The sequence below is a fragment of the Halorussus marinus genome (genome assembly GCF_004521895.1).
Lineage (GTDB): Archaea > Halobacteriota > Halobacteria > Halobacteriales > Haladaptataceae > Halorussus > Halorussus marinus.
The window spans coordinates 123,200-148,220 of the sequence record NZ_SBIR01000005.1; the positions used below are offsets into that span (position 1 = coordinate 123,200).

The window sequence follows — 25,021 nt, forward strand, 5'->3', positions numbered from 1 at the left end:
GAAGACGCCGATCACCGCGAGGTGCGCGAGGTGCTCGCGGAGGTACCGGACGGGCCACGACGCCGCCGTCTCCGAGTCGGTCTCGGGCGGGGCGTCCGCGGTTTCGGCGCTAATGGCCGCCCACCTCCTCGACGCCGAACAGCCCCTGGGGCCGGAGGATCAACATCACCACGAGGATGAGGAAGATGGTGATCTCGGGCAGTCCCGAGAACTCGATCTCGTTGACGAACCACCACGTCGTGACGGCGTCGGCCATCCCGACGATGAGGGCGGCGACCACGGTGCCCCGGAAGGTGCCGAGCCCGCCGATGATGACCACGACGAACGCCGGCAGGAGCGTGTCGGCCGCGAGCGGGACGCTGGCGGCCCACGAGCCGTCCCACATCAGCAGGGTGCCGGCGACGCCGGCGACGCCCGCGCCGAGCGCGAACACCACCGTGAACACCCGGCGGACGTCGATCCCGAGCGCCTCGGTCATCTCGGCGTCCTCGCTACCGGCCCGGATCATCAGCCCGTACCGGGTCTTCGTGAGGAACGCCCACAGTCCCGCGACCGTGAGCGCGCCGATCGCGATCTCGAACAGGTCGAGGCCCGGCACCGAGACGAGTCCGAGATCGACCGACGAGTCGAGGACGCCGGGCTTGGTCGCGAGCGCGGCCTGCCAGTCGCTGGTGGGCTGCATCCCGTAGAACAGCACCACGATGCGGACGAGTTCGTCGAGCACGAGCGTGACCCCAAAGGTCAGGAGGATCTGGTACACCGGCGGCCGGTCGTAGAGCCGCCTGACAAGCCCGATCTCGATCGCGCCCCCGAGCCCGGCGAGGGCCGCGAACGTAACCGCGAGCGCGACGAAAAACAGCGCGAGCCGCGCCGCGTCGCCGGTGGCCTGCCCGACCGCCAACACCATCAGCAGGCCGCCCAGATACGCCCCGATCATCGTCATCGAGCCGTGGGCGAAGTTCAGGACGCCCATCAGGCCGAAGATGAGAGTGAGCCCGCCGGCGATCATCACGTACAGCGCGGCCTTCGCGAGGCCGTCGACGAACACCGACGCGAGGTTGCGCGGCCGGAGGAACTCCGCGAGCGCGTCGACGAAGCCCGCGAGCACGACGGGGTCGGCGAGCGCCGAGTCGAGCCCGACCGCGCCGACGGCGACCCCCGTCATGCCGAGAGATACCTCCTGAGCCGCTCGTCGTCGGCGGACGTCTCGGCGGCGTCCCCCTCGTCGACGACCGAGCCGTTGTCGATCAGGTAAAAGCGGTCGGCCAGATCGAGCGCCAGCGGGAGGTTCTGCTCGACCAGCAGGAGGGTGGTGTCCTCGGCCGCGTCGGCCAGCGCCTCGGCGACGCGCTCGACGATCAGCGGCGCGAGCCCCTCGCTTGGCTCGTCGACCAGAAGCAGGTCGTTGTCTCCGACCAGCCCGCGGGCCAGCGCGAGCATCTGCTGTTGGCCCCCCGAGAGGGTGCCGGCGTCCCGGCTCCGGTGGTCCCGGAGGTCGGGGAACGTCTCGAACGCGCGGTCGAGCGCCGCGCCGACCGCCCGCCCGTCGGGGACCGCGACCCGGACGTTCTCTTCGACCGACAGCTGTGCGAAGATGCGTCGCTCCTCGGGGATCCAGCCGACGCCGCGGTCGGCGATCTCGTGGGTCTCCCGGCCGGTCACGTCCTCGCCGCGGAGCCGGACGGTCCCGCGCCGGGGCGGGGTGAGCTGGAGGACGGTTCGGAGCGTCGTGGTCTTGCCCACCCCGTTCCGGCCGACGAGCGCGACGACCTCGCCCTCCTCGACTTCGAGCGAGACGCCTTCGAGGATGTGGCTCTCGCCGTAGTAGGTGTGGGCGTCTTCGACTTCGAGCAGTGTCATTCGATCAGCTCCTTCGAGCAGTCGGTGGGTCCGTCTGCGCTCACGCCGTCCCCTCCTCCGGGTCGGTCCCGGCGGTTTCGCTTTCGGCCTCGCGGCGCAGACTCCCGGCCTCGTAGCCGCCGAGGTACGCCTCTTGGACCGCGGGATCGCCCCGCACGTCTTCCGGGGGACCGTCGGCGATGACCGCGCCCTGATTCAGGACCACGATGCGGTCCGAGACGTTCATCACGATGTCCATGTTGTGCTCGACCAGCAGGACCGCGTGGTCGGTCGCGACGTCCTCGATGAGCTCGATGATGCGGTCGACGCTCTCGGAGGAGACGCCGGCGTTCGGTTCGTCGAGCAAGAGCACGTCGGGGTCGCCCGCGAGCGCGATGGCGACTTCGAGCTGGCGTTTCGCGCCGTGGCTCAGGCTGTCGGCGGTCGCCTCGGCCTCGTCGGCGAGCCCGACCCGGTCGAGGATGGCGCGGGCCTCCTCGATGTGGGCGTCGAACGCCCCGACGTTGCGCCAGAGCTTCGCGCCGTCGGCGCTGGCGGCCTGAGCCGCGATCCGGACGTTCTCCAGCACCGTGCTCGTCGGGAAGACGTTGGTGATCTGGTACGACCGGTGGAGTCCGAGGTTCGCGGCCTCGTAGGGCGTCGCGTCGGTCACGTCGCGCCACCCCTCGTCGGCTCGGAGCTCGATGGTTCCCCGCGTGGGGGTCAGTACGCCCGTCAGCAGGTCGAAGAACGTCGTCTTGCCCGCGCCGTTCGGCCCGATGAGCGAGCAGAGTTCGCCGTCTTCGAGTTCGAAATCGACGTCGTCGACGGCCGTGAGGCCGCCGAACTCCTTCGTCAGTCCGGCAGTCCGCAGCATGCCTACAGCGAACAGCCCATTTGGTTCCCCTCGGCGGGGATCGTGGTCTTGTCCTTCCCGATAGTCGAGAGGGGCTCGCTCGGCATCACGGCCGCGTCCCAGTTGTCGGCCCACTCGTCGCTCGTCGGCACGAGATCGGCCACGGTCATCGCCGACCGGGCCTGATTGTTGTACTCCTGGAACGTGTAGCCGCCCTCGCCCTTCGGGGTGTCTCGGACGGTCATCCCGCGCAGGGCCTGAGCGATGTCGGCGCCCTCGGTCGAGCCGCTCTCGGTGACCGCCTGCGAGATGGCCGACGCCGCGGTGAAACACCCCGACGTGAACAGGTCCGGCACCACGCCGTAGGTGTCGGTGTAGGTCTCGACGAACTCGGCGTTGATGTCGTTCTCGTACTGGTTCCAGTGGTACCGCGTCGTGAACGGACCGAGTTTGGCGTCGGCGATCTTCTCGGCGGTCAGGTCCCCGAGCGCCTTCTGGAGGGTCTGGCCCACGACCTGATTGGTGATCCGGGTCGCGAGGCCGCCGAACACCCGGTAGTCGTAATCGCCGTTGAGAAACGCGGTGAACAGTTTCGGGAGCGTCGCGACGGTGAACCCGCCGACGATGCCCTCCGCCCCAGCGTCCTGGGCGTTGTCGAGCAGTCCCTCCCACTCGGAGTACCCCTGCGGGACGAACTTCTTGTCGAGGATCTCGACGCCCTCCTCGCGGAGGACCTGCTCGTAGTTGTTCACGACCGCCCGGCCGAACGAGTAGTCGGCGCCGAACAGGTACACCGAGCTCACGTCGGTCTCCTCGGCGACGTACTTGCCGCCCGACCGGGCGTCCATCGCGGTGTTCTCGCTCGCGCGGAAGACGAGGTCGCCGCAGGTCTCGCCGCTCGCGGTCACGTCGGCCGACGCCGCGGGCCCGACCATGTACGGCACCTGGGCCTGCTTCGCGACCGTGTTGATGACGCGGTTGGCCGCCCCCGACGACGCACAGCCGAACAGCATGTCTACGTCCTCGCTCTGGACGAGATCGGTCGCGAGCGACTGGGCCCGATCGGCCGCGAACTGGGTGTCCCGTACCACGAGTTCGTAGTCAACGTCGCCGACCGACGTGGTGTAGGTCCCCGTGCTCGCGCTGTCGATCGGGTCGGTGTCGCCCTTGTACGCCAGCCCGGAGTAGAATCCCCACAGCGCCTGTTTCCCGTAGTACTGGAGGTCGCTGGAGGTCGGCTGGAGCACCCCGATCTTGACCGCGCCCGACGCGGTCGCCTGTTCGGTCGTCGTCGCCGTCGTTTCCGTCATGCCTGAGTCGCCTTCCGTAGTCGTCCCGTCGGTCGTCGTCTCCTGTTCGCCCTCGCCGCCCGTACAGCCGGCGAGTCCGGCCACACCGGCCCCGCCGAGTGCAGTGAGCCATCGCCGCCGTGAAACGCTGTCGTCCACCATGACGAGTCGAACAGAGGCGTTCTATCCGGCAAAGTTTGCGGGGTTAACATGTGAAGCACTGTCTCGCATTCATCAATTAACCCGCGGTTATTCACTGATTCGGTTCGCGTAGGGAGGTATGTCCGACGCCGACCACATCGACGTGCCGGAACTCTCGCTCGAGGACTTTCTCGTGCTCGAGGACGACCGATTCGCCCCGGAGAACGTCTGTCTGGTGACGGGCGCGGCCTCCGGCATCGGGCGGGCGACCGCGCTCACGATGGCCGCGAACGGGCTCACCGTCGTGGCCACGGACATCGACGAGGCCGGGCTCGACGGAACCGTCGAGACGGCCGCGGAACTCGGCGTCGAGGGCCGGGTCGAGACGGTCGCGGGCGACCTCCGAGAAGACGTTCCCGAGATCGTCGAGGCGGCCGCCGACCACGGAACCGTCGCCTTCCTCGCGAACGTCGCCGGGATGCAACACGTCGATCCCATCGAGGAGTTTCCGATGGACGTCTACGACGCGATGCAGGACGTGATGGTGCGCGCGCCGGTCGAACTCGCCAAGCACTGCCTGCCCCGGATGCGCGAGCGCGGGTTCGGCTGTGTCGGCAACATGGCGTCGGTCCACGGCCACTACACGACCGCCGACAAGGTCGCGTACAACGTCGCGAAGTTCGGACTCCGGGGGCTCACCCAGTCGATCGCGGCCGAGGGCGACGGCGACGTGCGGTCGTTCTCGGTCAGTACGGGCTACGTCAAGACGCCGCTCGTGACCGACCAGATACCGGAGACCGCCGACCAGCGGGGCGTCTCGGTTCGGGAGGTCGTCGAGGACGTGATGCTCGGCCAGTCGCGGACCGGCGAGATGATGACGCCCGCGGAGGTCGCGAACCTGTTCGCGTTCGGCTTCTCCCGGCACGCGAGTCACCTCAACGGCGGGGACCTGCGCTTCGACGGCGGGATGACGCTGACCTACGAGTAGGCTCACTCCAGTTCGTCCATCGCCTCGATGACTCGCTGGATCATCTTCTGTTGGCCCCGCCGGAGGTTCTTCGAGACCGCGGGCTTCGAGACGTCGAACTCGTCGGCGAGGTGGCCCAGCGTCGCCCCGCGGGGGCTCTCGAAGTAGCCGTCCGAGACCGCGGTCTCGAGGGTCTGGCGCTCGACGTCCGAGAGGTCCCGACACCCCTCGATGAGCGTCATCGCCGCGCCCGCGTTCTGGACGAAGTCCTGCATCTCGGGGAGCTCGGTGTTCTCGCGGTCGAGCACGTCGAACTCGTTGTCGCGTTCGAGCTCCGAGAGGGTGGTGTCGGCGGCCTCGACGTCGTCGAAGCCGACGTGCCAGATCTCGCTACCGTCCTCGATGTAGAACGGCCCCGTGATGTAGCCGCCGTTGTCCCTGATCGCGGCCATCGCGTCGGTCTCGCCGATGACGGTGCGGATGTGCGCGACGTTCCCCCGGCGGGTCAACAGCCCGTACTCGCGGACGTTCTCCCGGTCCCGGAGCGCCGAGAGTCCGGCCGTGAGCGCCTCGCGGTCGTCGGCCTCGACGACCATCCGAGTCTCGAGTCGGTCTTCGACCCGGTCGAAGTCCCACTGGATGGCCGAGAAGCCGACGCCGTGCTCGTCGGTGGTGGCGATGAAGGGACAGTCGTACTGCTCGATGTCCAGCGTGGTGTCTATCATCGCTCTGACCTTGCTATTGAGCCACATACGGTAGCCGGGTTAAAAATATTTCCTTCGGTTCCGGCAGGTTCTGCGAGCGGGCGCCGACGGCTCACGGCGCGGATTTCCGTTGTCGAAACCACTTTCCCCCGGCTGATCCAAAACCGGGACGCTATGGCTTCGACTGAACTCACCGACGACGAGATGTTAGACGAGATGCCGCGACTCGGTCTCGGAACGTGGCAGAACACCGAGGGCGACCAGTGTGCAGAGAGCGTCCGGACCGCGCTCGAAGCGGGGTACCGACACATCGACACGGCGCAGGCCTACGACAACGAGGAGTCGGTCGGCGAGGGGATCGCCGCCGCCGACGTCGACCGCGAGGACGTGTTCCTCGCCACCAAAATCTGGACGAGCAACCTCGCCCACGACGACGTGCTCTCGACGGCCGAGGAGAGCCTCGACAAGCTCGGGGTCGACTACGTCGACCTGCTGTACGTCCACTGGCCCGCCAACGAGTACGACCCCGAGGGCACCCTCTCGGCGTTCGATCAGCTCTACGAGGAGGGACTGATCGAGAACGTCGGGGTCTCGAACTTCGAGCCGCGCCACCTCGACGAGGCCCGCGAGATCCTCGACGCGCCCGTATTCGCGAATCAGGTCGAGATGCACCCCCTGCTCCCGCAGGACGAACTGGTCGAGTACGGCCGCGAACACGACGTGAACCTCGTGGCGTACTCGCCGCTGGCCCGCGGCGAGGTGTTCGACGTGCCCGAGATTCAGGACATCGCCGAGAAGCACGACGCCTCGCCCGCGCAGGTCAGCCTCGCGTGGCTCCTCCAGCGCGACGGCGTCGCCGCGATCCCGAAGGCGACCAGCGAGGAGCACATCCTCGACAACTGGGGCGCCCGAGATCTGGACCTCGACGACGAAGACGTCGCAAAGATCGAGTCGATCGACACCCGTGAGCGACAGGTCGACCCCGACTTCGGTCCCTGGAACTGAGCCGGAGGGTCGGACCGGTGACGGCTTTCGCACGCCGCGTTGCGTTTCCGCGGATTCAGTAAATCAACGCCGTTTGTGGTCGTTTTGGGAATTCGTCGCCGGGGGTAGCGCAGTCGCCGCCCTTTCTGTCCGAATCTCGCCTGCTCGTAGATCGTACGACAAACTGACGTGATTCCACCGAGGATGGTGTAGTGAAATGGCAGACTACCGCCAGAACTATCGATTCCTCTCTTCGCTCGCGGCTTTTTTCGTCGTGTCCGTTCCACTGTTCTGGTACTTTCTCGGCGCCATCGCAGTACTGAGGCCGCGGTGGTGGCTTGCGATCGCTCTCGGGTGTAGCGTGCTCGTCGGTCTGCTCTACACCCGCCGGTCGTACTCTCTTTCCCGATTGTGGGATCTGGCGTGGCGAGTCTGGAAAGGCCTCCTCGTCGCGTCCGTCGTGTTCTCCGTCGTCGCCGGCCTCCTTTTCGACGTGCGTCTGCGACACCTGATCACGCCAACAAACGTCTCGGGCCGGATCTTCTTCGGGGGTCTCGGGTTCGTCCTGTTCGTTGTCGTCTACGGGGCTTCGTATCAGCATTCGTATCTCGAATAGGTGCGTCTGGCTCTGTTGGACCGCTTAGTAGGTGATCGGTTTGTATCCTCGATCGGTCGGTACAGACGAACCAATTAGCGACTCTAGGCTGATCAGGGGTGCTGATCCGAAGCCGTCTCGACAGCGTATTCATATCCGAGTTCCGCACGTAGCTGACGGAACGCATCCAGTATCCGTTCTCCGGCTTCACCAGTAGGTATCTCGACTCGTGCTGGTGGAGTAGCGCTCTCTGAATCTACGACTCGCCAAACCATTCGACCGAGTAACGACCCCTCGGATACCGGCTTCCAATCGAGACGGAGGACACCCGCAGAAAACAGTCCAATCACCTGCTTCAATCGTTCTAAATCGTATGACGCGCTCTTCTCGGTATCGGAGCAATAGAGTGAGTCCCATTTCAGATCGTACGTGGTACCGCCAGCAGTCCAAGAGGCGACCCCACCGAACGGAACGACAGCCGAACCTCGCACCTGAGCAAGTGTCTCGTTCAGTTTCTCAATCACTTCCTCCTGGCCCCCCGCGTTGATTTCTCGGATATGGGCCTCGTGGGGCACTGAGCGATACAGCCACGAGTGGTTGGTCAGAACTGCAAGTTCGACGACGGAGAACAGACGGTCCGTCCACCCATCAGTATCACCGTCCGGGATTTCGAGTAATGACTCGATCAACGGTCGGTCCTCGGGAAGCGACGCTCGAAATTCGTGCCCCGAACCGACAAAGATACGTTTCGAGTCGGGGACCTGCATGAGCTCCCGTTGTACAGTCTCAAATTGAGCGTGGTTTGGATCAAGCCCCAGATGGACGACGGTTCCGTAGTCCATCAGAACGCTAATCGCCCGGTTCTCGACTGTCACACTGCCGAGATCGTCCCAGTCCGTAACACCGGATAGATTCCGAGTGACGAGTCTATGTGTCGGTTCTGTAGCATCGAATCCCTCTGTAAGCTCCATTGTTGTTCCGTATTTCCGGGACCGTTAAAATATTCAGCAGTGACATATTCTGATCCGGTTGCGGTCGATGCAGGATCGTAGTCTATCGGCACGTCTTATCGGTGAACTCGGATAAGTTCGTACGTTTCAGCGACCAGCTGTTTCGGACGAGAACGCATCTGAAGAAGATGATTTCGACAGGGACGTGGGGTTCTGTTAGCGACCCGCCCGCGCAGGCTCAGCAAACAGCGAGACCTCGTCGACTGCGCCCCGCGACTACTGGAACCGTCGGCGTTCGCGTCCGACCTCGTGGTTCGCCGGCCGGTGTGGCTCCCGCGCATCGGCACCGTCGACCGTCCGCCGCGGCGTTCACGACCCGCGCGCGCCGCCTCCAATCCCGAAACTTCATATCGGCCATCTCGTATGAAATGGTGGAGATGCACGGCGGAACCACCACGGGCTTCGCGGGGGCGATACGGTACGACCTGAAGCGACTGCACGAGAGCTGGATGGCGCTTTTCTTCCCGCGCCAGCGAGGGACCGAGACCGGCGTCCTCGGCAAGTGGGAGCCCTCGTCGACCTCGGGCAAGATCGCGTATCGGGCGTGGAGCGCGCTCGGCGCGCCGGTGGTCGCGGCGCTCTACCCCCTCGCTCTCGTCGGGTTCGCCGTCCGGTACTACACCCGGCGGATCGACGGCACCGCGACCCGGCTCGGCGCGCTCGGCGTGATTCTGGTCTCGATCCTGGTCTGGAGCGGGCTGACCGCGCTGGCCCGACTCCGGTTCTCGACGACCGGCTTTCTGGCGGTCGGGGCCGCCGGCGGGATCGCGACCGTCGCGGCCGCGCTGGCGTACCTCACCGGCACCCGAGGCGGCCGGGCGAGCACCGTCCTGCTCGCATACCCGTTCGCGATGAGCGCGCTGTTCCTGCCGCCGGTGGTGGCGGCGCTGTACTCGCCGACCCTCTCGTCGGTCGTGCTCGACAACAGCTACACGCTGGCGATCTGGATCCTCGACAACCCGCTCGACCTCTGGGGTCTCAACACCCTCCTGCGCGAGCAGTTCACGCTCGAAGGCGCCAACTACGTCGCGATGTGGTTCGGCATCTCGGTGCCGGTCGGGTGGCTGGTCGGCCTGCTGGTGACTCTGGCCGACGTGGTCCGGCCGAAGTCGGCGTAGAGCAACGTTTTTGGCGGTGTCGTCCCCACGTCCGGGTATGGAGTTCACGCTTGGCGCGACCGTCGGGGTACTGCTCGCGATCGTCGCCGTCGGGACCGCGGCGCTCATCGGGATGGGATTCATGGCGACGAGCACCGTGTTGATGATGGTGACCCCCTCGATGCTGGCGTTCGGCCTCGTGGCGCTGTTCGTCGGGGTCAAGCACGGCGAGTACCGGGCGACCCACTGACGAGCGGACCCGAGCTCAGCTTCTGTGGCCGCGCCCGACGCTGGCCGGATTCGGCCGGTTCCTCGGGAGCGAATTTCGAGAAGGAGGGCGTCGTGTATCGGGACGAAGAAATCGGAGCCGCTCTGGACGTTCGACGCGGTCTCACAACCGCCGCGAGCGAGGGCGTAGCCCGAGCGAGCGGACCGAGGAGCCCTCAAAATCACGCGCCTTGGCGCGTGATTGAGGGGGCGACGACGCGTTTTTCATGAACGTTTTGCAAGGGAGGCGCGTTTGTGCGCCGACCACTGCAAAAGGTTCTACATGTAGCCCAGATCGCGCAGGCGCTCCATCAGGTCTTCTTTGTCCTGGGCGCGGCCCGCCCGCTCGGTCGTGTCTTCGAGGTCCTGAAGCCACGCGGGCTCCTCGTCGGATTTCTCGGTGCTGACTTCGCTCCCCAGCGACCGGAAGCCGGCGAAGTACTTCGGACTGACCGGGATGTCGTCCTGAGTGAGTCCGTTGGGGAGGTCGTCGTCGGTCTGCGGGACGTAGCCTTCGTCGGGGAACTCCTCGACGGTGTCCGGCACGACGTAGTGCCAGAAGGTGTCCCAGACCGCCCGCTCGTCGAACTGGAGGATCGGCTGGACGCGGTCGTGGGGCGGGTAGATGTCGGGGTCGTGGCGCGGGCTGAAGAACGTCTCGTCGGCGCGGGCCTCCTGTTCGTCCCACCGGACGCCCGAGATGATGCCGTCGATGTCCTCGGCCTCGATGGCGTCGTTGAGCGCGACGGTCTTCAGCAGGTGGTTGCCCACGTAGGTGTCGAGCAAGAACGGGAAGGTGTCTTCCTCGTACTCGAGGATCTCCCGGACGTGGTGTTGGTTGTGCTCGTTGAGCGCGTCGATCGGGATGTCGTCGCCCGGCGTCAGGTCGTTGGCCTCGACGTACTCGCCGACGTCCTCGTTGCGGGCGTAGACGACGTCGAGGTCCCACCGGTCGCCCCACTTCTCGACGAAGTCGTGGATCTCGTCGAAGTGCTGGTAGTGGTCGATGAACACCGCGGTCGGGGTGTCGTAGCCGTACTTCTCGGCGACTTCCTTGATGAAGTACAGCGTCAGCGTCGAGTCTTTCCCGCCGGTCCACATCACCGCGGGGTTCTCGTACTGTTCGAGCCCCTGGCGGGTGACTTCGATCGCCTTCTCGATCTTGTGCTCCATCGAGGCGTAGTCCTCGGGGTTCTCGCCTTCGCCGTCGGTGTAGTCTACGTCGACGTAGTCGGGGAAGTCTTCGGGCATCGTTCGTAATTACATCTAATTACGCGCCTAAAGTGCTTTTCGGCTCTCCGCGACGACAGGCCGAGCCTCCGACCCGTCAGGCCCCGTATACTCGCATCTCAGGGTCTCTCTGTTGGGACGTCGGAACACGCTTTCGGCGCCGTTCGCACCCGAGAACGCGGCGGTGGTCGCGTGCGGTCGCGGCGCTGATGGTGCGGTCGCGGCGCTGTTGGTGCAGTCGCGGCGCTGATGGTGCGGTCGCGATACTGCAAATGCGGTCGGGGTGCTGAGCGGTGCAGTTGTCGGAAGCCGCTCTACCGCGAGCGAACGCAGTGAGCGAGCGGACCAAGCGACGACCGGAGTGAGCGCAGCGAACGGCGGGAGAAGCGCCGGTTTTTGATCGAGCTTTTGCAAGGGCGGCGCGTTCATGCGCCGCCCCCAATAAAAGGTCGTCTTAGATGAACTCGTTGTCCCGCCAGTTGACGCCGCTGTCGCCCGAGGAGTTCGCGTTGGGGCCTTCGACGACCTCGATGGAGGCCGGACGGTCCTCGCCGTCGACGATCCGGGTCGCCTGAAGTTCGCCGTCGACCTCGGTGATCGCGGTGAGGGTGCCCTTCTCGGCCTGGCGCGCGAGGTCACAGAGCACGAGGAACATCGGGTACTGGACCGCGGTGTTCTGGAGGACGGTCTCGCGGTCGCCCTTGAACGCCGCGACCTCGATGAGTTCGCCGAGCGGTTCCTGATCTTCCTCGTCTTCGTCGAGGTCGTCGTTCCATCGGGGCCCGTTTCGAAGCTCCTGTTCTTCCTCGGTGTAGACGCGGGTCTCGGAGATGCTGGCCTTGAGCTGTGCGGTCGGCGTGTACTTGCTGATGGTCTCGTCGTCCGCGACGGCGCTGATGATCAGCGTGTTCTTGCGCCGCGTGATGTCGACGCTCGCGATCTCGGGCGGGAGGTCCGGGTCCTCCTCGAAGTAGTCGTATACGGTTTCTAGCGGCAGTTCGAGCGTCGAGTGAAGTCGATATACTTGCCCCGTCATTTGTAGTACTGAAGGTTCCCGGCTGACAACGCGGTACGCGGGTATGTAGGTGGTCCGAACATATATGAGCTACTCTTTTGGTCCCGTTTCTGGATCACGTAAAAACACTTACGCCGACAGCTCCGCCGCGAGTTCGCCGCGCTCGTCGAGTTCGGCCAGCACGTCGCTCCCGCCGACGAACTCCCCGTCGACGAACGTCTGGGGGATCGTCTCCCACCCACTGTGGTCTTCGAGGGCCGCCCGGTAGGCGTCGAGCGCCTCGAGCACGTCGACGGTCTCGTAGTCGTCGCGGTGGGCGGAGATGAGCTCCAGGGCCTTCTGGGAGTAGCCACACTGGGGCATCAGCTCGTTGCCCTTCATGAACAGCACCACGTCGTTGTCGGCGATCGCCGAGTCGACGCGCTCGTGGACCTCTTCGTCGGTCAGGTCGCTCTCGGGTTGGAACGTCATACGCTCCGATAGGTGCCCGGCGTGGAAAGAAGTTGCGACGTCAGTCGTCGTTGCCCACCCGGACGACGTTGATGAGCGAGTGGACCGGCACGCCCTCGATCTCGTCGACGCCCTGCTTGTCGACGAGGACACAGCACGCCACCGGCTCGCCGCCCTCCTGGCGGATCGCCTCGACGGTCTCGGTCATCGTCGTGCCGCTGGTGATGGTGTCGTCGACCACGTAACACTCCCGATCGCGGATCTGGGCGAAGTTCCGGGAGAAGGTGCCTCCGAGGTCGTCTATGTCGCCCTCCTCCCACTGATGTTTGCGGGGCGCGTAGGTCCCGAGGTCCGTGTCGAGTTCGCGCGCGACCGACGTGGCGAGCGGCGCGCCCGCCTTCTCGACGCCGATGGTGAGATCGATCTCCTCGCCCTGCTTGGCGAGCAGATCGGCCATCGCGGCCGCGGCGTGGTGGAGCCGGGCGCTGTCCCGACCCAGCGCCGACCAGTCGACGTGGATGTCGTGCGGGCCGCCGCCCGCGGCGGGGCCGGGCTCGGACACCGACCGGGCGCCGTCCGCGCCCCCGCTTCGCTCGACCAGCCAGCTCGCGGTCTCTCGCGAGACGTTGAGCTCGTCGGCGATCTCGCCCTTCGACAGCCCCTGCTGGGCCAGCTCCGCCGCGCTCTCGATGAGGTCGTCGATGTTCTTCATATCTGATCGAATTGGACGGCGGTCTTTATTGTCGTTTCGTCGTGGTCCTCGAACGCAGTCTCGTACTCGTCGAGGTCGTAGACGCCGGTAACGAGGTCTTCGAGGAACCACTCGGGCAACTCCGCGAGCGTTTCGACCGCGGCGGCGAACTGCTCGCGGTTGGAGTTGACGCTCCCGACGACCGCCTTGTTGTGCATCACAAGCTCCTTGTGGAGGCGCCCGCCGTCGACCTCGAAGTGCCACGGCTCGGGGACCCCGAGCAGGGCCGCGACCCCGCCGGACGCGAGCGCTTGGACGCACTCGAAGGCGTGTTTCGCGTACCCCGTCGCCTCGTAGACGAAGTCCATCGGCTCGTGGGCCGCCGGGATCTCCGAGACCGGCGTCTCCCGGGAGTCGACGTACGTCCCGCCGAGCGCTTCGATGACGTCGATCGTCGGGTCGGGGCGGTCGCGCCGGCCGAGACAGTAGATGCGGTCGTACCCGCGCTGGTCGAGCATGGCGAGGGTGAGCAGTCCGAGGCTCCCGTTGCCGAGCACCAGCCCCGACTCGGGGGTCCAGTCGAACGCCGACCGCGAGGCCGCGGCGTGTGCGATCGCCTTCTCGGAGATGCTGATGGGCTCGATCAGAAAGCCCCACTCGGCGTACGAGTCGGGCATCGGGACGAGGTACTCGGCCGGGCTCGCGAAGTACTCGGCCATGAAGCCGTGAGCGCCGTCGATACCGCGCTCGACGCAGGCCTCGGGCGGGGCCATGTCGGGTTCGCCGCGCTCGAAGTACTCGTTCGACCCCTCGGGCGGGGGCCGTCGGACCGTCGGGACGACGATATCGCCCTCCTCGAAGTCGGTGTCGTTCGGGTCGGCGACGACGCCGACCGCCTCGTGGCCGAGGACGAGGTGGTCCTCGCCCTCGGGGACCCCGCCGTGGCGGCCCTCGATGACCTCGTGGTCGGTCCCGTCGACGCCCACCCGCAGGGTCCGGACGAGCGCCTCGCCCGCCGAGGGGCTCGGACGGGGCTTCTCGACGACCGCGGGGGCGCTTTCGCCGCGGCGGATGACGACAGCGTGCATGGATAGCAGTTGGAACCCGGCCGGTAAAAGATTTATTCTATTACGAGTAAACGTTCGCCGTTCGGCTACTCCCAGAGGTCGTAGAGGTCGTCGCGGACGCTCCCGACGCGTTCGCCGTCGAGGTCGACGCCCGGAGCGTCAGTTTCGCGCGCGACGCCGATCTCGCTGGCCGCGACGCCCGCGTCGTCGAGCGCCGCGAGCGCGTCGTCAACCGCTTCCTCGGGGACCGCGGCCAACAGCGCCCCGGAGCCGAAGATCCGGAGGGGATCGACGTCCATCGTCGCGCAGAGCGCGGCGGTCTCCTCGCGGACCGGCACCGCGTCGCGGTCGACGTCGATCCGGACGCCCGAGGCGGTCGCCATCTCGACGGCCCCGGCGAGCAGGCCGCCTTCGGTCGGGTCGTGCATCGCGGTGGCGGTCCCCCGGAGGGCGGCGGCCTCGGGGACGACGCTGATCTCCTCGAAGAAGCCCTCGGCCCGCCGGAGCGTCGTCGCGTCGGCGCCGGTCGCCTCGCGGAAGTCGGTCGCGAGAATCGCGGTCCCCTCGATCCCCGCGCCCTTGGTCAGCAGGACGCGATCGCCCGGGTCGACGCCGCCGGTCGGGACGTACGCGTCGGCGGCCCCGAGCGCGGTCATCGACACCATCGGCCGGTCGAGCGCGGGGACGTACTCTGAGTGGCCGCCGACGATCGAGACGCCGAGCTCCCGGGCTTCGGCGTCGATCTGGTCGGTGAGCACGTCGAGAGTCTCGGGGTCGTCGTCGGGGAGGAAGACGACGTTCGTGAGCCACCGGGGGTCCGCGCCGCAGGCGGCCACGTCGTTGCACGCGACGTTGACCGCCAGCGTTCCGAGGCGCTCGCGGGCCAGCGAGAGGGGGTCGGAGCTGGCGACCAGCAGTCGGTCGCCGAACCGGATCGCGGCGGCGTCCTCGCCGTACGCCGGGCCCATCTCCACGTCGTCATCGGGCGCGCCCGTCCGCGAGAGGACGAAGGCCGCCAGGTCGTCGGGGTCGAGTTTGCCGACCATAGTCGTGCTGAGAGGGCCGGGTACGTAAGTCCCCGCGAAGGGGCAGTCGCCGGCGCCGGCGGCTGGATCGGGCCGGCCGTCTCCGCCGAGCGAAGCGAGGCGGTTCCCCAACGGCGAGGCCTTCGACCGAGCCGTCGGCTTTTTCGTCGACGTTTTGGCGGGGTCCTCGCTCGCTTCGCGCGCTCGAACCCCGCCAAAAACGTCGCGGTTCAAACCGCGTCGCGGTCGGTGTAGGTCCACCGCTCGGCGATCCGGCCCTCCCCGTCGAACCGGTGGAAGTCCGCGAACCCGAACGACACCGCCTCGCCGTCCTGTTCGCCGGTGAAACTGCCCCGGACGGCGACCGTGTCGCCGTCGACCGCGAGGTCGTGGACCTCGTGGCTCCCGTCGTCGAGGGGCCGGTCTTCGAGGTAGAACTCCCGGAACGCCTCGATCCCGTCGAGCGACGCCTGACCGGGCCGCTCGTAGGTCACGTCGTCGGCGAACAGCGCGAACACCGCCTCGTAGTCTTCCTCGTCTACGTGGTCGTAGTAGTCCCGAACGACTTGCGGGTCGGCAGTTGCCATACCGGGAGATCGGACGGCGGCGGGGAGTCGCTTACGGAAGTGGCAAGCCGGACCGAGCGAAAGAAAGACTTGCTCGGCGTCCGAGGAGCCTGTATGGAGTACGACACGCCGCTGTTCTTCCGCGTGATGCAGTACGCGGCCGAGGCCGATCGCGACGTCGTGGACATGGTGAGCGGCAACCCCGACTGGGGGTCGCCCGACGCGATAAGCGAGGGCCTCCACGAGTACGCCGACCTCGGGGGCGCCGACTTCCAGTACCCGCCGAGCGAGGGGCTGTTCGAGCTTCGAGAGGAGATCGCCCAGCGCCGGAACGTCGACCAGTCCCAGATCGTCGTGACCAACGGCGGCGGCGAGGCCAACTACCTCGCGATGGCCCGCGCCCTGGAGCGCGAGCGGGGCTCGGAGTTCCTGCTCACCGACCCCGTCTACCCCTACTACCCCGGCAAGACGACGATGCTGGGCGCGAGCGCCCGGTACGTTCCGGTCGCCGAGGACGGCACCCTCGACCCCGCGGCCGTGCGCGAGGCCGCCAGCGAGGAGACGGCCGCCATCGTCGTCAACACGCCGAACAACCCGACCGGCGCGGTGTACGACGAGGACACGATGGCCGAACTGGTGGCGATCGCCGAGGCCAACGACGCGTTGCTGATCAGCGACGAGGTGTACGACCACTTCGACTTCTCCGGGGAGTTCACCTCGGCGCTGGCGTTCGATTCGGACCACCGCGTTGTCACCAACTCCTACTCGAAGACGTTCGCCATCACGGGCTTTCGGGTCGGATACGCCGTCTTCCCCGAGTCGCTCGTCGACGTTGCCAAGACCCGTCACATGCTGACCAACGTCGCCACGACACGGCCGGGCCAGTACGCGGTCCTGGCGGCGCTCCGGAACACCGACCCGGCCTACTACGAGGCCAACCGCAAGCTCCTCAAAGAGCGCGTCGAGACGTTCACCGACGCGCTCGACGCGGCCGGCGCCGACTACTCCAGTCCCGACGGCGCGTTCTACGTGATGGCGCGGTTCCCCGAGTTCCCCGGCACGATCGAGAACGTCGAGGCGCTCATCGACGGCGCCGGCGTCGCCGGGATGCCCGGCGAGGCGTTCGGCGAGTCGCGGTCCGACTGGCTCCGGTTCGCGCTGGTGAGCCCGCGCGTCGAGGAGGCCGCCGACCGGCTGGCCGACTACTTCGGGTAGTCGCCGACGCCGGTGCGGCGCACCCGGCTACAACGCTTTTCAGCCCGTCCGACGCCCGTACTGTCGTGTCCGTCCCACCAGACCCGTCGGAGATTTTCGACCGGGCGGTCGAAGAGGGCGAGCGCCGACTCGACCAGTCGGCGCTCGAACTGATCTCGACGAGCTTCATCGCGGGGTTCACCGTCGTGTTCGGGATGGTCGCGCTCGGGATCGTAGAGGCCGCGGTCGAGCCCGCGATCGGCGAGGCCGCGAAGGTCGCGGGGGCGCTGGCGTTCGGCGTCGGCGTCGTGTTTCTGGTCGTCGGCCGGACCGAGCTGTTCAGCGAGAACTTCTTCGACCCGACCGCGTACGTGGCCGACCGGGCCGACTCGTGGCAGGCCGGCCCGCTCGTCCGACTGTGGACGCTCACCTTCGTGTTCAACCTCGTCGGCGGCGCGCCGTTCGTCTATCTCCTCTCGGTCGAGGGCGCGCTCCCGTCGGGCGCGCCGGCGGTCCTGCGAACGACGGGCGCCGAGATCGTCCACCGGACGGCCGCCGCCGAGTTCGTGAAGGCGCTCACCGGCGGGATGCTCGTCGCCCTGCTCTCGTTTCTGCTCTCGGCGGTCGACACCGTCGGGAGTCGGATGGCGCTCGCGTACGTCGTCGGGGTGCTGTTGACCCTCGGCCCCTTCGACCACGTCATCGTGACCGTGCTCCACGTCCTGTTCGGCGTCTTTCTGGGCGCGGAGGTGGGACTCGGGGCGCTGGCGGCGACGACCGCGGTCGTCACGGCGGGGAACCTCGTCGGCGGGCTCGGACTGGTCACGTTTAGCCACGTCGCACAGGTGAAAGGCGCCCGCGAGTCCGGCGAGTGAGTGCACGGGTTTACTACTGACTCCGACGGTTCCCCGGTCGGCGTTCAAGGCCCCACGCGGTCCGGCGGGCCGAATTGCGTGACAGCTACCGATCGTCCGAGGCGAGGCCTTTCGATCACAGTCCCGGATATTAATATACGGCACAAAATCGATGATTGAGGGACCGATTATTAGAATTGATCACCGGGTGCGTAGATTTTTATGATAACTTTTCACAAACCCAATTATGCCACAAAAGGTGTACGAAGACGAGGCCGACTTCACGATCGAGTGGGACAGCGACATCGGCGCCGTAATTCACACATGGACTGGGTACACGTCGGGCGAGGCGTTCCGTCAGGGTTGTAGTGCGCTCCTCGACGCGATCGAAGCGAAAGGTGCTTCGAAGCTAGTCGTCGACACGAGCAACGTTCAGGCCCACGACGAAGAAGACAAGGAGTGGTTAGAGGAGGAGTGGATTCCAAAGATGGTCGACGCGGGCGTTCAATACAGCGCCCAGGTCCACTCCGACAGCGTCATCTCCAAGATGGAGATGGAAGGACTCAACGAGAATATGACCGACGCGCCGTACGAACCGTTTCTGACGGACAGTCTAGACGAAGCCCGCGAGTGGGTCGCGGACCAGTAGCCCCCGTCCGGCGTCGGAAGAACCTTGACCGACGGCTCACAACCGCCACGCATGCAGGTAGACGCGGTCGTACTGGACATCGACGGCGTGGTCGTAGACGTGGCCGACTCCTACCGGCGAGCGATCGTGGAGTCGATCGAGCGCGTCCACGGCGACACCGTCGAGAAGGCCGACGTGCAGGCGTTCAAGGACGCGGGCGGGTTCAACAACGACTGGGAACTCACCTACGCCGCGGCCCTCTACGTCCTCGCGAGTCGGGAGGGGCTGGCGATGGACGTCGAGGCGTACACCGACCGGATCGAAGCGCGCGGCGGCGGACTCGCGGCCGCCGAGGCGGTCGTCGACGACGCCCTCCCGTCGGCGGCCCGCGAGCGCGCTCGCGCCGACTGGGACACCGACGCGCTCCGGGCGGTGTTCCAACAGCTCTACCTCGGCGCTGAGCTGTACGCCGACATCGAGGGCGAGGAGCCCGACATCGACGCGCCGGGATTCATCCACGACGAGCCGGTGATCCTCGAACGGGCGACCCTCGACGCGCTGGCCGACTACCCGCTCGGGATCGTCACGGGCCGACCCGCCGACGAGGCCGACATCGCCCAGCGCCGGGCGAACCTCGACGTGCCCGACGACCGACGGTTCACCATGGACGACTGGGAGCGGGGCAAACCCCACCCGCACGCCCTCGTGACGCTGGCCGAGCGCTTCGAGGCCGACGCCGCGAGCGCTTCGAGCGACCGGGGAGAGTCCGGCGGCGTCGAGACGGTCGTGTTCGTCGGCGACACCCTCGACGACGTGAAGACGGCGCGCAACGCCGCCGAGGCCGACCCCGACCGGGACTACTACGGCGTGGGCGTGCTGACCGGCGGCCTCACCGGCGAGGCGGGCCGCCGGAAGTACGAGGAGGCGGGCGCCGAGGCGGTCGTCGATTCGGTCAACGACCTGCCCGACCTGCTCGAATAGCGATCGCCCGGCGACGAGTCGTTCCCGGAGAACACAGGTGGTATCCGTCCCCGCGGACCGACCGAGCCGGCGTCGGAACGCTCGCCGCGGTGAGGAATACTTAATCCGTCCCCGGCCCGAACAGCCGGTATGCGAATCGCACTCCTCGGCGGGACCGGCGACATCGGACAGGCCCTCGCGTTGCGGTGGGCTCAGGACACCGACCACGAGATCCTGATCGGGTCTCGGGACGCGGGTCGGGCCCGCCAGAAGGCCGACGAGTACGTGACGGAACTCGACAGCCGCGGCGTCGACCGCGAGGTGAAGGGGTTCGCCAACGAGATGGCGGCCGACCGCGCCGACGTGGTGGTGCTTGCGGTGCCGGCCTATCACGTCCGGGACACGGTCGAGGCGGTCGCCGACCGGATCGGGGACGCCGACGCGCTGGTGAGCCCCGCGGTCGGGATGGACCGCGACGAGTCGGGCTTTCACTACAAGCCGCCCGGAGTCGGCTCGGTCACCGAACTGGTCGCCGAGACCGCGCCCGAAGGCGTGCCCGTGGTGGGGGCGTTCCACAATCTCTCGGCCGACCGGCTCGCGAACCTCGACGTCGAACTCGATCTGGACACGCTCGTGGTGGGCGACGACGAGGACGCCGTCGAGACGGTCGGGACCCTCGCCGACCAGATCGAAGGACTCCGAGCGCTGTCGGCCGGGCCGGCGGCCAACGCCGCCGAGGTCGAGAGCCTGACGCCGCTTCTGATCAACATCGCGATGGAGAACGAGGGGATGCACGACGTGGGCGTGACCTTCGAGTAGCCCAAGTAGCCTTATCTCGCTTCGGGACCTACCGACGGTCGAGATGACAAACTGGTACGCGGTCGCGGTCGGTTTCCTCGTCGAACTGGTAGTCGGCGGGATCGGCGCGCTGTTCCCGGGCGTCGGCCAGCTCGCGGCGGGACTGTTCGGCGGCCTCGTCGCGGGCGTGCTCGCGGGCGGCGGCTGGGCGAGGGGCGCGTGGCACGGCCTGCTCGCCGGCTCGATCGGCGGAATCGTCCTCGCGGTGATCCTCGGCGCGCTCGTCAGCGCGGTCGGCGCGGTGGGGCTCGGCCCGCTCGGGCCGATACTCGGCGGGAGCGTCTTCCTGTTCGCGCTGTTCGTCGCGGTCGTGATGGGCGTCGAGAGCGCGCTCGCCGGCGCAGTCGGCGGCTGGATCGCGACGAAGTAGTCCGACCCAACAGCTTTGCCGGTGGCGTCCCTCGAACCCGGTATGGTAGATCCGGACACGATCCTGCCGAACGAGCGGATGCGACAGGGCGCGCTGGACGGCGAGGTGACCCAAATACACCGGGGCGACCAGTACGCCGACGAGGGCGACCGGTTCGAGATCGACGGCGAGGCGTTCGAAGTCGTCGCGGTCCGCGAGCGCCGACTCGGCGACCTGACCGACGAGGACGCCCACGCCGAGGGAATGCGGGATCTGGATCAGTACCGCGAGATACTCGATCGCGCCCACGACAACTTCGAGTGGGACGACGACAGCGAGGTCGTCCTCCACCGGTTCGAGCGCGTGGCGTAGCGCCCGACCGGCGGTCTTCTTCGGCGAGCGGATCAAGCGCCACCAGCGACGCCGCTGTCGGACCGGCGGGTACACTGTGACCGATAATCCGACGGACCAGTGTGTGACATGCCGACACGATCGCTCGGAGGACCCGTTTCGGTCGCCGTCCCCGAGGCCGAGGACCGCCGCCGGTCGCCCCGCATTTCAGGTATCCAAAAGAAATTTTTCCCTAAGGCAACCGAGACTACCCGAAATCACCTACTTTTTTGTAGTCGCGGTTCTCTTTTTGGAACGAGTGAAACCTACAAATGTCAGCAGATAATGCGAACCGCGAGCGCGGCGAGGCTCGTTCGGACGACCTGACGGCGACCGACGAGACTGCGGAGGGCGATCTGTAATGGTGCGGAACAAAGACTGGTGGCCAGACCGGCTGGACCTCGACATCCTCGACCAGAACGACCGCGATCTGGGCCCCCACGACGAGGACTTCGACTACGCCGAGGCGTTCCAGAACCTCGACCTCGAAGAGGTGAAGGCGGACATCGAGGACGTGATGACGACGTCCCAGGACTGGTGGCCCGCCGACTACGGCCACTACGGACCGCTTTTCATCCGGATGGCGTGGCACAGCGCCGGTACGTACCGGACCTCCGACGGTCGCGGCGGCGCCTCCGAGGGCGCCCAGCGGCTCGCCCCGCTCAACAGCTGGCCCGACAACGCGAACCTCGACAAGGCGCGGCGACTCCTCGAGCCGGTCAAACAGAAGTACGGCCGCGAGCTCTCGTGGGCCGACCTGATCATTCTGGCCGGGAACGTCGCCATCGAGTCGATGGGCGCCCGGACGGTCGGCTTCGCCGGCGGCCGCGAGGACGCGTTCAAGTCCGATCAGGCGGTCGACTGGGGGCCCGAAGACGAGTGGGAGGCCTCCGAGCGCTTCGACGAGGAGGGCAAGCTCCACGAGGGGCTGGGCGCGACCGTGATGGGCCTCATCTACGTGAACCCCGAGGGGCCGGACGGTAACCCCGACCCGGAGGCGTCGGCGGAGAACATCCGGGAGTCGTTCAGCCGGATGGCGATGAACGACGAGGAGACGGTCGCACTCATCGCGGGCGGCCACACGTTCGGAAAGGTCCACGGCGCCGCCGACCCCGACGAGCACGTCGGCCCGGAGCCCGAGGCCGCCCCGATCGAGGCCCAGGGCCTCGGCTGGGAGAGCGACTACGGCTCGGGTAAGGGCCAAGACACCATCACCAGCGGCATCGAGGGCCCCTGGACGCAGGCGCCCACCCAGTGGGACACGGGCTACCTCGACAACCTGCTCGACTACGAGTGGGCGGCCCAGAAGGGGCCGGGCGGCGCCTGGCAGTGGGTGCCGGTCGACGAGGAGATTCAGGACTCGGTGCCCGCGGCCCACGAGGACGGCGAGACGGTGACGCCGATGATGCTCACGACGGACATCGCGCTGAAGCGCGACCCGGACTACCGGGAGATCATCGAGCGCTTCCAGGACAACCCGATGGAGTTCGGCATCAACTTCGCGAAGGCCTGGTACAAGCTCACCCACCGCGACATGGGCCCGCCCGAGCGGTTCCTCGGTCCCGAGGTGCCCGACGAGGAGATGCTGTGGCAGGACCCGCTCCCCGACGCCGACTACGACGTGATCGGCGACGAGGAGATCGACGAGCTCAAAGCCGACCTCCTCGACTCCGAGCTGTCGGTCCCCCAGCTGGTCAAGACCGCGTGGGCGGCGGCGTCGACGTACCGCGAGAGCGACAAGCGCGGCGGCGCCAACGGCGCGCGCATCCGGCTCGAACCCCAGAAGAGCTGGGAAGTCAACGAGCCCGAACAGCTCGCGACCGTACTGGAGACGCTCGAAGAGATTCAGGCGGCGTTCAACGACTCGCGAACCGACGATACGCGGGTCTCGCTCGCCGACCTCATCGTGCTGGGCGGCTGTGCGGCCGTCGAGCAGGCGGCCGCCGAGGCCGGCTACGACGTCGAGGTCCCGTTCGAGCCCGGTCGCGTCGACGCCACCGAGGACCAGACGGACGTCGAATCGTTCGAGGCGCTCAAGCCGAAAGTCGACGGGTTCCGTAACTACTTCGGCGGCCAGTACGACGGCCCCGCCGAGGACCTGCTGGTCGACAAGGCCGACCTCCTCGACCTGACGGCGACCGAGATGACGGTGCTGGTCGGCGGGATGCGCGCGCTGAACGCGAACTACCAGCAGTCCGAGCTCGGCGTCTTCACCGACCGGCCGGGCACGCTGACCAACGACTTCTTCGAGAACCTGCTCGACATGAGCACCGAGTGGGAACAGGTCTCGGACTCCAAAGAGGTGTACGAGGGCTACGACCGCGAGACGGGCGAGCTCAAGTGGAAGGGCAGTCGCGTCGACCTCATCTTCGGGTCGAACTCCCGGCTTCGAGCCATCTCGCAGGTCTACGGTAGCGAGGACGGCGAGGAGAAGTTCGTCCGCGACTTCGTCGACGCGTGGAGCAAAGTGATGCACCTCGACCGCTTCGACCTCGAGTAACCGCCGATCCCGGCGACTCCCGGGACGGCGACGACTCGATTTTTCCGTTCTCGGCTACGAGGCCCCCGCCGGGTCCGGATCGCCGATCCGTTCTCTCCGTGTCCGGCGCAACCGACACTGAAAAATAGCGTAGCTCCCAACTCTCACTCGATGCTGGAGCTGGAGCACCGGTTTCGGGTGGTGGACGTTCACGCCCGCCTGAACGCGGACGCGGGCGGCGTGCAGACGCTCGGACGGGCCATCAGCCCCGACCGACTCGAACGAGAGATGCACCAGGCCGGCGTGGTGCGGTCGGTCGTGTTCCCGGGCGAGCGCCCCGACGGCGGGTACGTGAGCGCGAACAACGCGGTGGCTCGCCGGAGCGTCGAGCGACCGTTTCTCACCTTCGCCCGGATCAACGGACCGCGAGACCCCGGTGAGACGGCCTCCTCGCGGCTTCGAAACCTGACCGCGCGCCGGAAAGAACACCACACCTCGCCGGAGGACGTCGAGCAGTACGCCTACGACGACAGGTTTCACGGGTTCAAGCTCGACCCCGTCGCCGACGGCCTCCCGGACGAGGAGACCCTCGACCGGCTCGAGGCGGTCGACCTTCCGGTCCTCGTCCACGCCGGCGAGGGGTTCACGCCCGGTGCGGTCGCGGACACGCTCCTCTCGCGGTCGTTCCCGCTCGTGCTCGCACACTTCGGCGGCCACCCGCTGAACCGCGAACTCATGACCGAGGCCATCGACATGCTCGAACACCACGACGAGTGGTATCTCGACACCAGCTACGTCCGCTACCGGGACCTGCTGGAGCGGGCGGTGATGGAACACCCCGATCGGGTCCTGTTCGGGAGCGGTGCGCCGTCGGCCCACCCCAACGTGGCGGTGATGGAGATACTCACCCTCGACGTGCCCGAAGACGCGATGCGGAAAGTGTTCGACAAGAACCCCTCGCGAGTCATCGACGGCCTCTCGCCCGAGAGCGAGTGACTACGAGACTTCTCTGGAGGCGTGGTCGGCGACCGACCACTGCTCTACGTCGGGTTCGATCTCGCGGGGTCGGTCCAGAAACGGTTCGAGCACGGCGACGCCGTCGTCGGCCGCGACGAGGCCCGCCTCGCGTTCGTACTCGATCACGCCGGCGTCGGCGAGTTTCGGGAGGTGAGTGTGTACGAGCGACGCGGCCGCCCGTTCGGTGCTCTCGGCGACCCCCGACCGGGCGAGTCGCTCCGCGAGGCGGTCGACGGTGATCTCGTCGTTCGCCTCCAGCGCGTAGAGGACGCGTCGCCGGCGGACGTCGGCGAGAAGCCGATAGGACCGGTCGATTCGCTCGTGTGCATCTATATTTGCGAGCGCCATTCGATCGTATTTTCCCCGAGTGCGGACTTAACTTCGCGGTTCGTTCCCATTCGTTTCGTCACTTAAATCTTCGGTTCGTTTCGACCGTTTCACCCCGCGCAGTCGCTTCGAGAGACCCCGAAACGCCGCCGGGGTGTGGGCCGAATACCGG

28 protein-coding genes are annotated in these 25,021 nt (G+C 67.1%); 14 read left to right on the forward strand and 14 right to left on the reverse strand.

Annotated features, from left to right (window positions below):
- Nucleotides 1-109: 109 nt before the first annotated feature.
- From EPL04_RS07935 to EPL04_RS07950, 4 genes are read right to left on the reverse strand one after another with little or no spacing between them, the layout of a single operon-like run.
- Nucleotides 110-1,165, reverse strand: a complete 1,056-nt coding sequence (locus EPL04_RS07935; protein WP_134670794.1) for a branched-chain amino acid ABC transporter permease — start codon at nt 1,163-1,165, stop codon at nt 110-112.
- Nucleotides 1,162-1,860, reverse strand: a complete 699-nt coding sequence (locus EPL04_RS07940; RefSeq protein WP_134670795.1) for an ABC transporter ATP-binding protein — start codon at nt 1,858-1,860, stop codon at nt 1,162-1,164. Before EPL04_RS07940 ends, EPL04_RS07935 begins: the two co-directional genes overlap by 4 nt.
- A gap of 40 nt (nt 1,861-1,900) precedes the next feature.
- Nucleotides 1,901-2,716 carry an ABC transporter ATP-binding protein gene (locus EPL04_RS07945; RefSeq protein WP_134670796.1) on the reverse strand — a complete coding sequence of 272 codons (816 nt, stop codon included), beginning with the start codon at nt 2,714-2,716 and terminating at the stop codon, nt 1,901-1,903.
- Nucleotides 2,717-2,718: 2 nt separating this feature from the next.
- Nucleotides 2,719-4,143: an ABC transporter substrate-binding protein gene (locus tag EPL04_RS07950; protein WP_209019601.1), complete on the reverse strand. Its 1,425-nt coding sequence runs from the start codon at nt 4,141-4,143 to the stop codon at nt 2,719-2,721.
- A 121-nt stretch (nt 4,144-4,264) separates the two neighbouring features.
- Here EPL04_RS07950 and EPL04_RS07955 point away from each other — a divergent pair, with 121 nt between their 5' ends.
- Entirely contained in the window at nt 4,265-5,113 is an 849-nt protein-coding gene (locus tag EPL04_RS07955; protein ID WP_134670798.1) for an SDR family oxidoreductase, read from the forward strand.
- A 2-nt stretch (nt 5,114-5,115) separates the two neighbouring features.
- Here the strand turns inward: EPL04_RS07955 and EPL04_RS07960 are convergent, their stop codons facing one another.
- A complete protein-coding gene (locus tag EPL04_RS07960) occupies nt 5,116-5,817 on the reverse strand; it encodes a helix-turn-helix domain-containing protein (protein ID WP_134670962.1) in 702 nt (233 codons plus the stop codon).
- Nucleotides 5,818-5,970: 153 nt separating this feature from the next.
- Here EPL04_RS07960 and EPL04_RS07965 point away from each other — a divergent pair, with 153 nt between their 5' ends.
- Together EPL04_RS07965 and EPL04_RS07970 are read left to right on the forward strand one after the other, a co-directional pair.
- Complete coding sequence (locus EPL04_RS07965; RefSeq protein WP_368276167.1) at nt 5,971-6,801, forward strand: aldo/keto reductase; 831 nt, start codon at nt 5,971-5,973, stop codon at nt 6,799-6,801.
- Nucleotides 6,802-6,997: 196 nt separating this feature from the next.
- Entirely contained in the window at nt 6,998-7,396 is a 399-nt protein-coding gene (locus tag EPL04_RS07970) for a hypothetical protein (RefSeq protein ID WP_134670799.1), read from the forward strand.
- Between the two features lie 92 nt (nt 7,397-7,488).
- Here EPL04_RS07970 and EPL04_RS07975 read toward each other — a convergent pair whose 3' ends face one another.
- Complete coding sequence (locus EPL04_RS07975) at nt 7,489-8,346, reverse strand: hypothetical protein (RefSeq protein WP_134670800.1); 858 nt, start codon at nt 8,344-8,346, stop codon at nt 7,489-7,491.
- Nucleotides 8,347-8,762: 416 nt separating this feature from the next.
- On the opposite strand from EPL04_RS07975, the gene EPL04_RS07980 reads away from it, so the two are divergent.
- Together EPL04_RS07980 and EPL04_RS07985 are read left to right on the forward strand one after the other, a co-directional pair.
- A complete protein-coding gene (locus EPL04_RS07980; RefSeq protein ID WP_134670801.1) occupies nt 8,763-9,503 on the forward strand; it encodes a hypothetical protein in 741 nt (246 codons plus the stop codon).
- A gap of 37 nt (nt 9,504-9,540) precedes the next feature.
- Nucleotides 9,541-9,732 carry a DUF7333 family protein gene (locus EPL04_RS07985; protein ID WP_134670802.1) on the forward strand — a complete coding sequence of 64 codons (192 nt, stop codon included), beginning with the start codon at nt 9,541-9,543 and terminating at the stop codon, nt 9,730-9,732.
- Nucleotides 9,733-10,028: 296 nt separating this feature from the next.
- Here the strand turns inward: EPL04_RS07985 and EPL04_RS07990 are convergent, their stop codons facing one another.
- The 7 genes from EPL04_RS07990 to EPL04_RS08020 form a co-directional block, all read right to left on the reverse strand.
- Entirely contained in the window at nt 10,029-11,000 is a 972-nt protein-coding gene (locus EPL04_RS07990) for a phosphoadenosine phosphosulfate reductase family protein (RefSeq protein ID WP_134670803.1), read from the reverse strand.
- A gap of 433 nt (nt 11,001-11,433) precedes the next feature.
- The gene (locus EPL04_RS07995; protein ID WP_134670804.1) at nt 11,434-12,015 is read right to left on the reverse strand and encodes a DUF7110 family protein; all 582 of its coding nucleotides are present in this window, start codon (nt 12,013-12,015) and stop codon (nt 11,434-11,436) included.
- A gap of 108 nt (nt 12,016-12,123) precedes the next feature.
- Nucleotides 12,124-12,465, reverse strand: a complete 342-nt coding sequence (locus tag EPL04_RS08000; RefSeq protein WP_134670805.1) for a glutaredoxin family protein — start codon at nt 12,463-12,465, stop codon at nt 12,124-12,126.
- A 40-nt stretch (nt 12,466-12,505) separates the two neighbouring features.
- Entirely contained in the window at nt 12,506-13,156 is a 651-nt protein-coding gene (gfcR, locus tag EPL04_RS08005; RefSeq protein ID WP_134670806.1) for a transcriptional regulator GfcR, read from the reverse strand.
- Nucleotides 13,153-14,223: a glucose 1-dehydrogenase gene (locus EPL04_RS08010; protein ID WP_134670807.1), complete on the reverse strand. Its 1,071-nt coding sequence runs from the start codon at nt 14,221-14,223 to the stop codon at nt 13,153-13,155. Before EPL04_RS08010 ends, gfcR begins: the two co-directional genes overlap by 4 nt.
- A gap of 65 nt (nt 14,224-14,288) precedes the next feature.
- Nucleotides 14,289-15,248, reverse strand: coding sequence for an AIR synthase family protein (locus tag EPL04_RS08015; RefSeq protein WP_134670808.1), 960 nt, complete (start codon nt 15,246-15,248; stop codon nt 14,289-14,291).
- 209 nt (nt 15,249-15,457) lie between these two features.
- A complete protein-coding gene (locus EPL04_RS08020) occupies nt 15,458-15,814 on the reverse strand; it encodes an ester cyclase (RefSeq protein WP_134670809.1) in 357 nt (118 codons plus the stop codon).
- A 93-nt stretch (nt 15,815-15,907) separates the two neighbouring features.
- On the opposite strand from EPL04_RS08020, the gene EPL04_RS08025 reads away from it, so the two are divergent.
- The 9 genes from EPL04_RS08025 to EPL04_RS08065 all read left to right on the forward strand — a co-directional run bounded on the left by EPL04_RS08025 (nt 15,908) and on the right by EPL04_RS08065 (nt 24,501).
- On the forward strand, nt 15,908-17,008 hold the full coding sequence (locus tag EPL04_RS08025; protein ID WP_134670810.1) for a pyridoxal phosphate-dependent aminotransferase: 1,101 nt from the start codon (nt 15,908-15,910) through the stop codon (nt 17,006-17,008).
- Between the two features lie 65 nt (nt 17,009-17,073).
- Nucleotides 17,074-17,862, forward strand: a complete 789-nt coding sequence (locus EPL04_RS08030) for a formate/nitrite transporter family protein (protein ID WP_134670811.1) — start codon at nt 17,074-17,076, stop codon at nt 17,860-17,862.
- 226 nt (nt 17,863-18,088) lie between these two features.
- Nucleotides 18,089-18,490, forward strand: coding sequence for a hypothetical protein (locus tag EPL04_RS08035; RefSeq protein WP_134670812.1), 402 nt, complete (start codon nt 18,089-18,091; stop codon nt 18,488-18,490).
- Between the two features lie 51 nt (nt 18,491-18,541).
- Nucleotides 18,542-19,450: a TIGR01548 family HAD-type hydrolase gene (locus EPL04_RS08040; protein WP_134670813.1), complete on the forward strand. Its 909-nt coding sequence runs from the start codon at nt 18,542-18,544 to the stop codon at nt 19,448-19,450.
- A gap of 129 nt (nt 19,451-19,579) precedes the next feature.
- On the forward strand, nt 19,580-20,248 hold the full coding sequence (gene npdG, locus EPL04_RS08045) for an NADPH-dependent F420 reductase (RefSeq protein WP_134670814.1): 669 nt from the start codon (nt 19,580-19,582) through the stop codon (nt 20,246-20,248).
- A gap of 43 nt (nt 20,249-20,291) precedes the next feature.
- Nucleotides 20,292-20,657, forward strand: coding sequence for a DUF5518 domain-containing protein (locus EPL04_RS08050; protein ID WP_134670815.1), 366 nt, complete (start codon nt 20,292-20,294; stop codon nt 20,655-20,657).
- Between the two features lie 42 nt (nt 20,658-20,699).
- Nucleotides 20,700-21,008, forward strand: coding sequence for an ASCH domain-containing protein (locus EPL04_RS08055; RefSeq protein WP_134670816.1), 309 nt, complete (start codon nt 20,700-20,702; stop codon nt 21,006-21,008).
- Nucleotides 21,009-21,387: 379 nt separating this feature from the next.
- On the forward strand, nt 21,388-23,526 hold the full coding sequence (gene katG / locus EPL04_RS08060; RefSeq protein WP_134670817.1) for a catalase/peroxidase HPI: 2,139 nt from the start codon (nt 21,388-21,390) through the stop codon (nt 23,524-23,526).
- Nucleotides 23,527-23,676: 150 nt separating this feature from the next.
- Complete coding sequence (locus tag EPL04_RS08065) at nt 23,677-24,501, forward strand: amidohydrolase family protein (RefSeq protein ID WP_134670818.1); 825 nt, start codon at nt 23,677-23,679, stop codon at nt 24,499-24,501.
- On the opposite strand, the gene EPL04_RS08070 is transcribed toward EPL04_RS08065, so the two are convergent.
- Entirely contained in the window at nt 24,502-24,870 is a 369-nt protein-coding gene (locus tag EPL04_RS08070; protein WP_209019595.1) for a DUF7344 domain-containing protein, read from the reverse strand.
- Between the last annotated feature and the right edge of the window lie 151 nt (nt 24,871-25,021).

Excerpts from the sequence above, each read along its gene's own strand:
- EPL04_RS07935 (WP_134670794.1), bottom strand. The coding sequence starts at position 1,165 with ATGACGGGGGTCGCCGTCGGCGCGGTCGGGCTCGACTCGGCGCTCGCC.
- EPL04_RS07940 (WP_134670795.1), bottom strand. The coding sequence starts at position 1,860 with ATGACACTGCTCGAAGTCGAAGACGCCCACACCTACTACGGCGAGAGC.
- EPL04_RS07945 (WP_134670796.1), bottom strand. The coding sequence starts at position 2,716 with ATGCTGCGGACTGCCGGACTGACGAAGGAGTTCGGCGGCCTCACGGCC.
- EPL04_RS07955 (WP_134670798.1), top strand. The coding sequence starts at position 4,265 with ATGTCCGACGCCGACCACATCGACGTGCCGGAACTCTCGCTCGAGGAC.
- EPL04_RS07960 (WP_134670962.1), bottom strand. The coding sequence starts at position 5,817 with ATGATAGACACCACGCTGGACATCGAGCAGTACGACTGTCCCTTCATC.
- EPL04_RS07965 (WP_368276167.1), top strand. The coding sequence starts at position 5,971 with ATGGCTTCGACTGAACTCACCGACGACGAGATGTTAGACGAGATGCCG.
- EPL04_RS07970 (WP_134670799.1), top strand. The coding sequence starts at position 6,998 with ATGGCAGACTACCGCCAGAACTATCGATTCCTCTCTTCGCTCGCGGCT.
- EPL04_RS07975 (WP_134670800.1), bottom strand. The coding sequence starts at position 8,346 with ATGGAGCTTACAGAGGGATTCGATGCTACAGAACCGACACATAGACTC.
- EPL04_RS07980 (WP_134670801.1), top strand. The coding sequence starts at position 8,763 with ATGCACGGCGGAACCACCACGGGCTTCGCGGGGGCGATACGGTACGAC.
- EPL04_RS07985 (WP_134670802.1), top strand. The coding sequence starts at position 9,541 with ATGGAGTTCACGCTTGGCGCGACCGTCGGGGTACTGCTCGCGATCGTC.
- EPL04_RS07990 (WP_134670803.1), bottom strand. The coding sequence starts at position 11,000 with ATGCCCGAAGACTTCCCCGACTACGTCGACGTAGACTACACCGACGGC.
- EPL04_RS07995 (WP_134670804.1), bottom strand. The coding sequence starts at position 12,015 with ATGACGGGGCAAGTATATCGACTTCACTCGACGCTCGAACTGCCGCTA.
- EPL04_RS08000 (WP_134670805.1), bottom strand. The coding sequence starts at position 12,465 with ATGACGTTCCAACCCGAGAGCGACCTGACCGACGAAGAGGTCCACGAG.
- gfcR (WP_134670806.1), bottom strand. The coding sequence starts at position 13,156 with ATGAAGAACATCGACGACCTCATCGAGAGCGCGGCGGAGCTGGCCCAG.
- EPL04_RS08010 (WP_134670807.1), bottom strand. The coding sequence starts at position 14,223 with ATGCACGCTGTCGTCATCCGCCGCGGCGAAAGCGCCCCCGCGGTCGTC.
- EPL04_RS08015 (WP_134670808.1), bottom strand. The coding sequence starts at position 15,248 with ATGGTCGGCAAACTCGACCCCGACGACCTGGCGGCCTTCGTCCTCTCG.
- EPL04_RS08020 (WP_134670809.1), bottom strand. The coding sequence starts at position 15,814 with ATGGCAACTGCCGACCCGCAAGTCGTTCGGGACTACTACGACCACGTA.
- EPL04_RS08025 (WP_134670810.1), top strand. The coding sequence starts at position 15,908 with ATGGAGTACGACACGCCGCTGTTCTTCCGCGTGATGCAGTACGCGGCC.
- EPL04_RS08035 (WP_134670812.1), top strand. The coding sequence starts at position 18,089 with ATGCCACAAAAGGTGTACGAAGACGAGGCCGACTTCACGATCGAGTGG.
- EPL04_RS08040 (WP_134670813.1), top strand. The coding sequence starts at position 18,542 with ATGCAGGTAGACGCGGTCGTACTGGACATCGACGGCGTGGTCGTAGAC.
- npdG (WP_134670814.1), top strand. The coding sequence starts at position 19,580 with ATGCGAATCGCACTCCTCGGCGGGACCGGCGACATCGGACAGGCCCTC.
- EPL04_RS08050 (WP_134670815.1), top strand. The coding sequence starts at position 20,292 with ATGACAAACTGGTACGCGGTCGCGGTCGGTTTCCTCGTCGAACTGGTA.
- EPL04_RS08055 (WP_134670816.1), top strand. The coding sequence starts at position 20,700 with ATGGTAGATCCGGACACGATCCTGCCGAACGAGCGGATGCGACAGGGC.
- katG (WP_134670817.1), top strand. The coding sequence starts at position 21,388 with ATGGTGCGGAACAAAGACTGGTGGCCAGACCGGCTGGACCTCGACATC.
- EPL04_RS08065 (WP_134670818.1), top strand. The coding sequence starts at position 23,677 with ATGCTGGAGCTGGAGCACCGGTTTCGGGTGGTGGACGTTCACGCCCGC.
- EPL04_RS08070 (WP_209019595.1), bottom strand. The coding sequence starts at position 24,870 with ATGGCGCTCGCAAATATAGATGCACACGAGCGAATCGACCGGTCCTAT.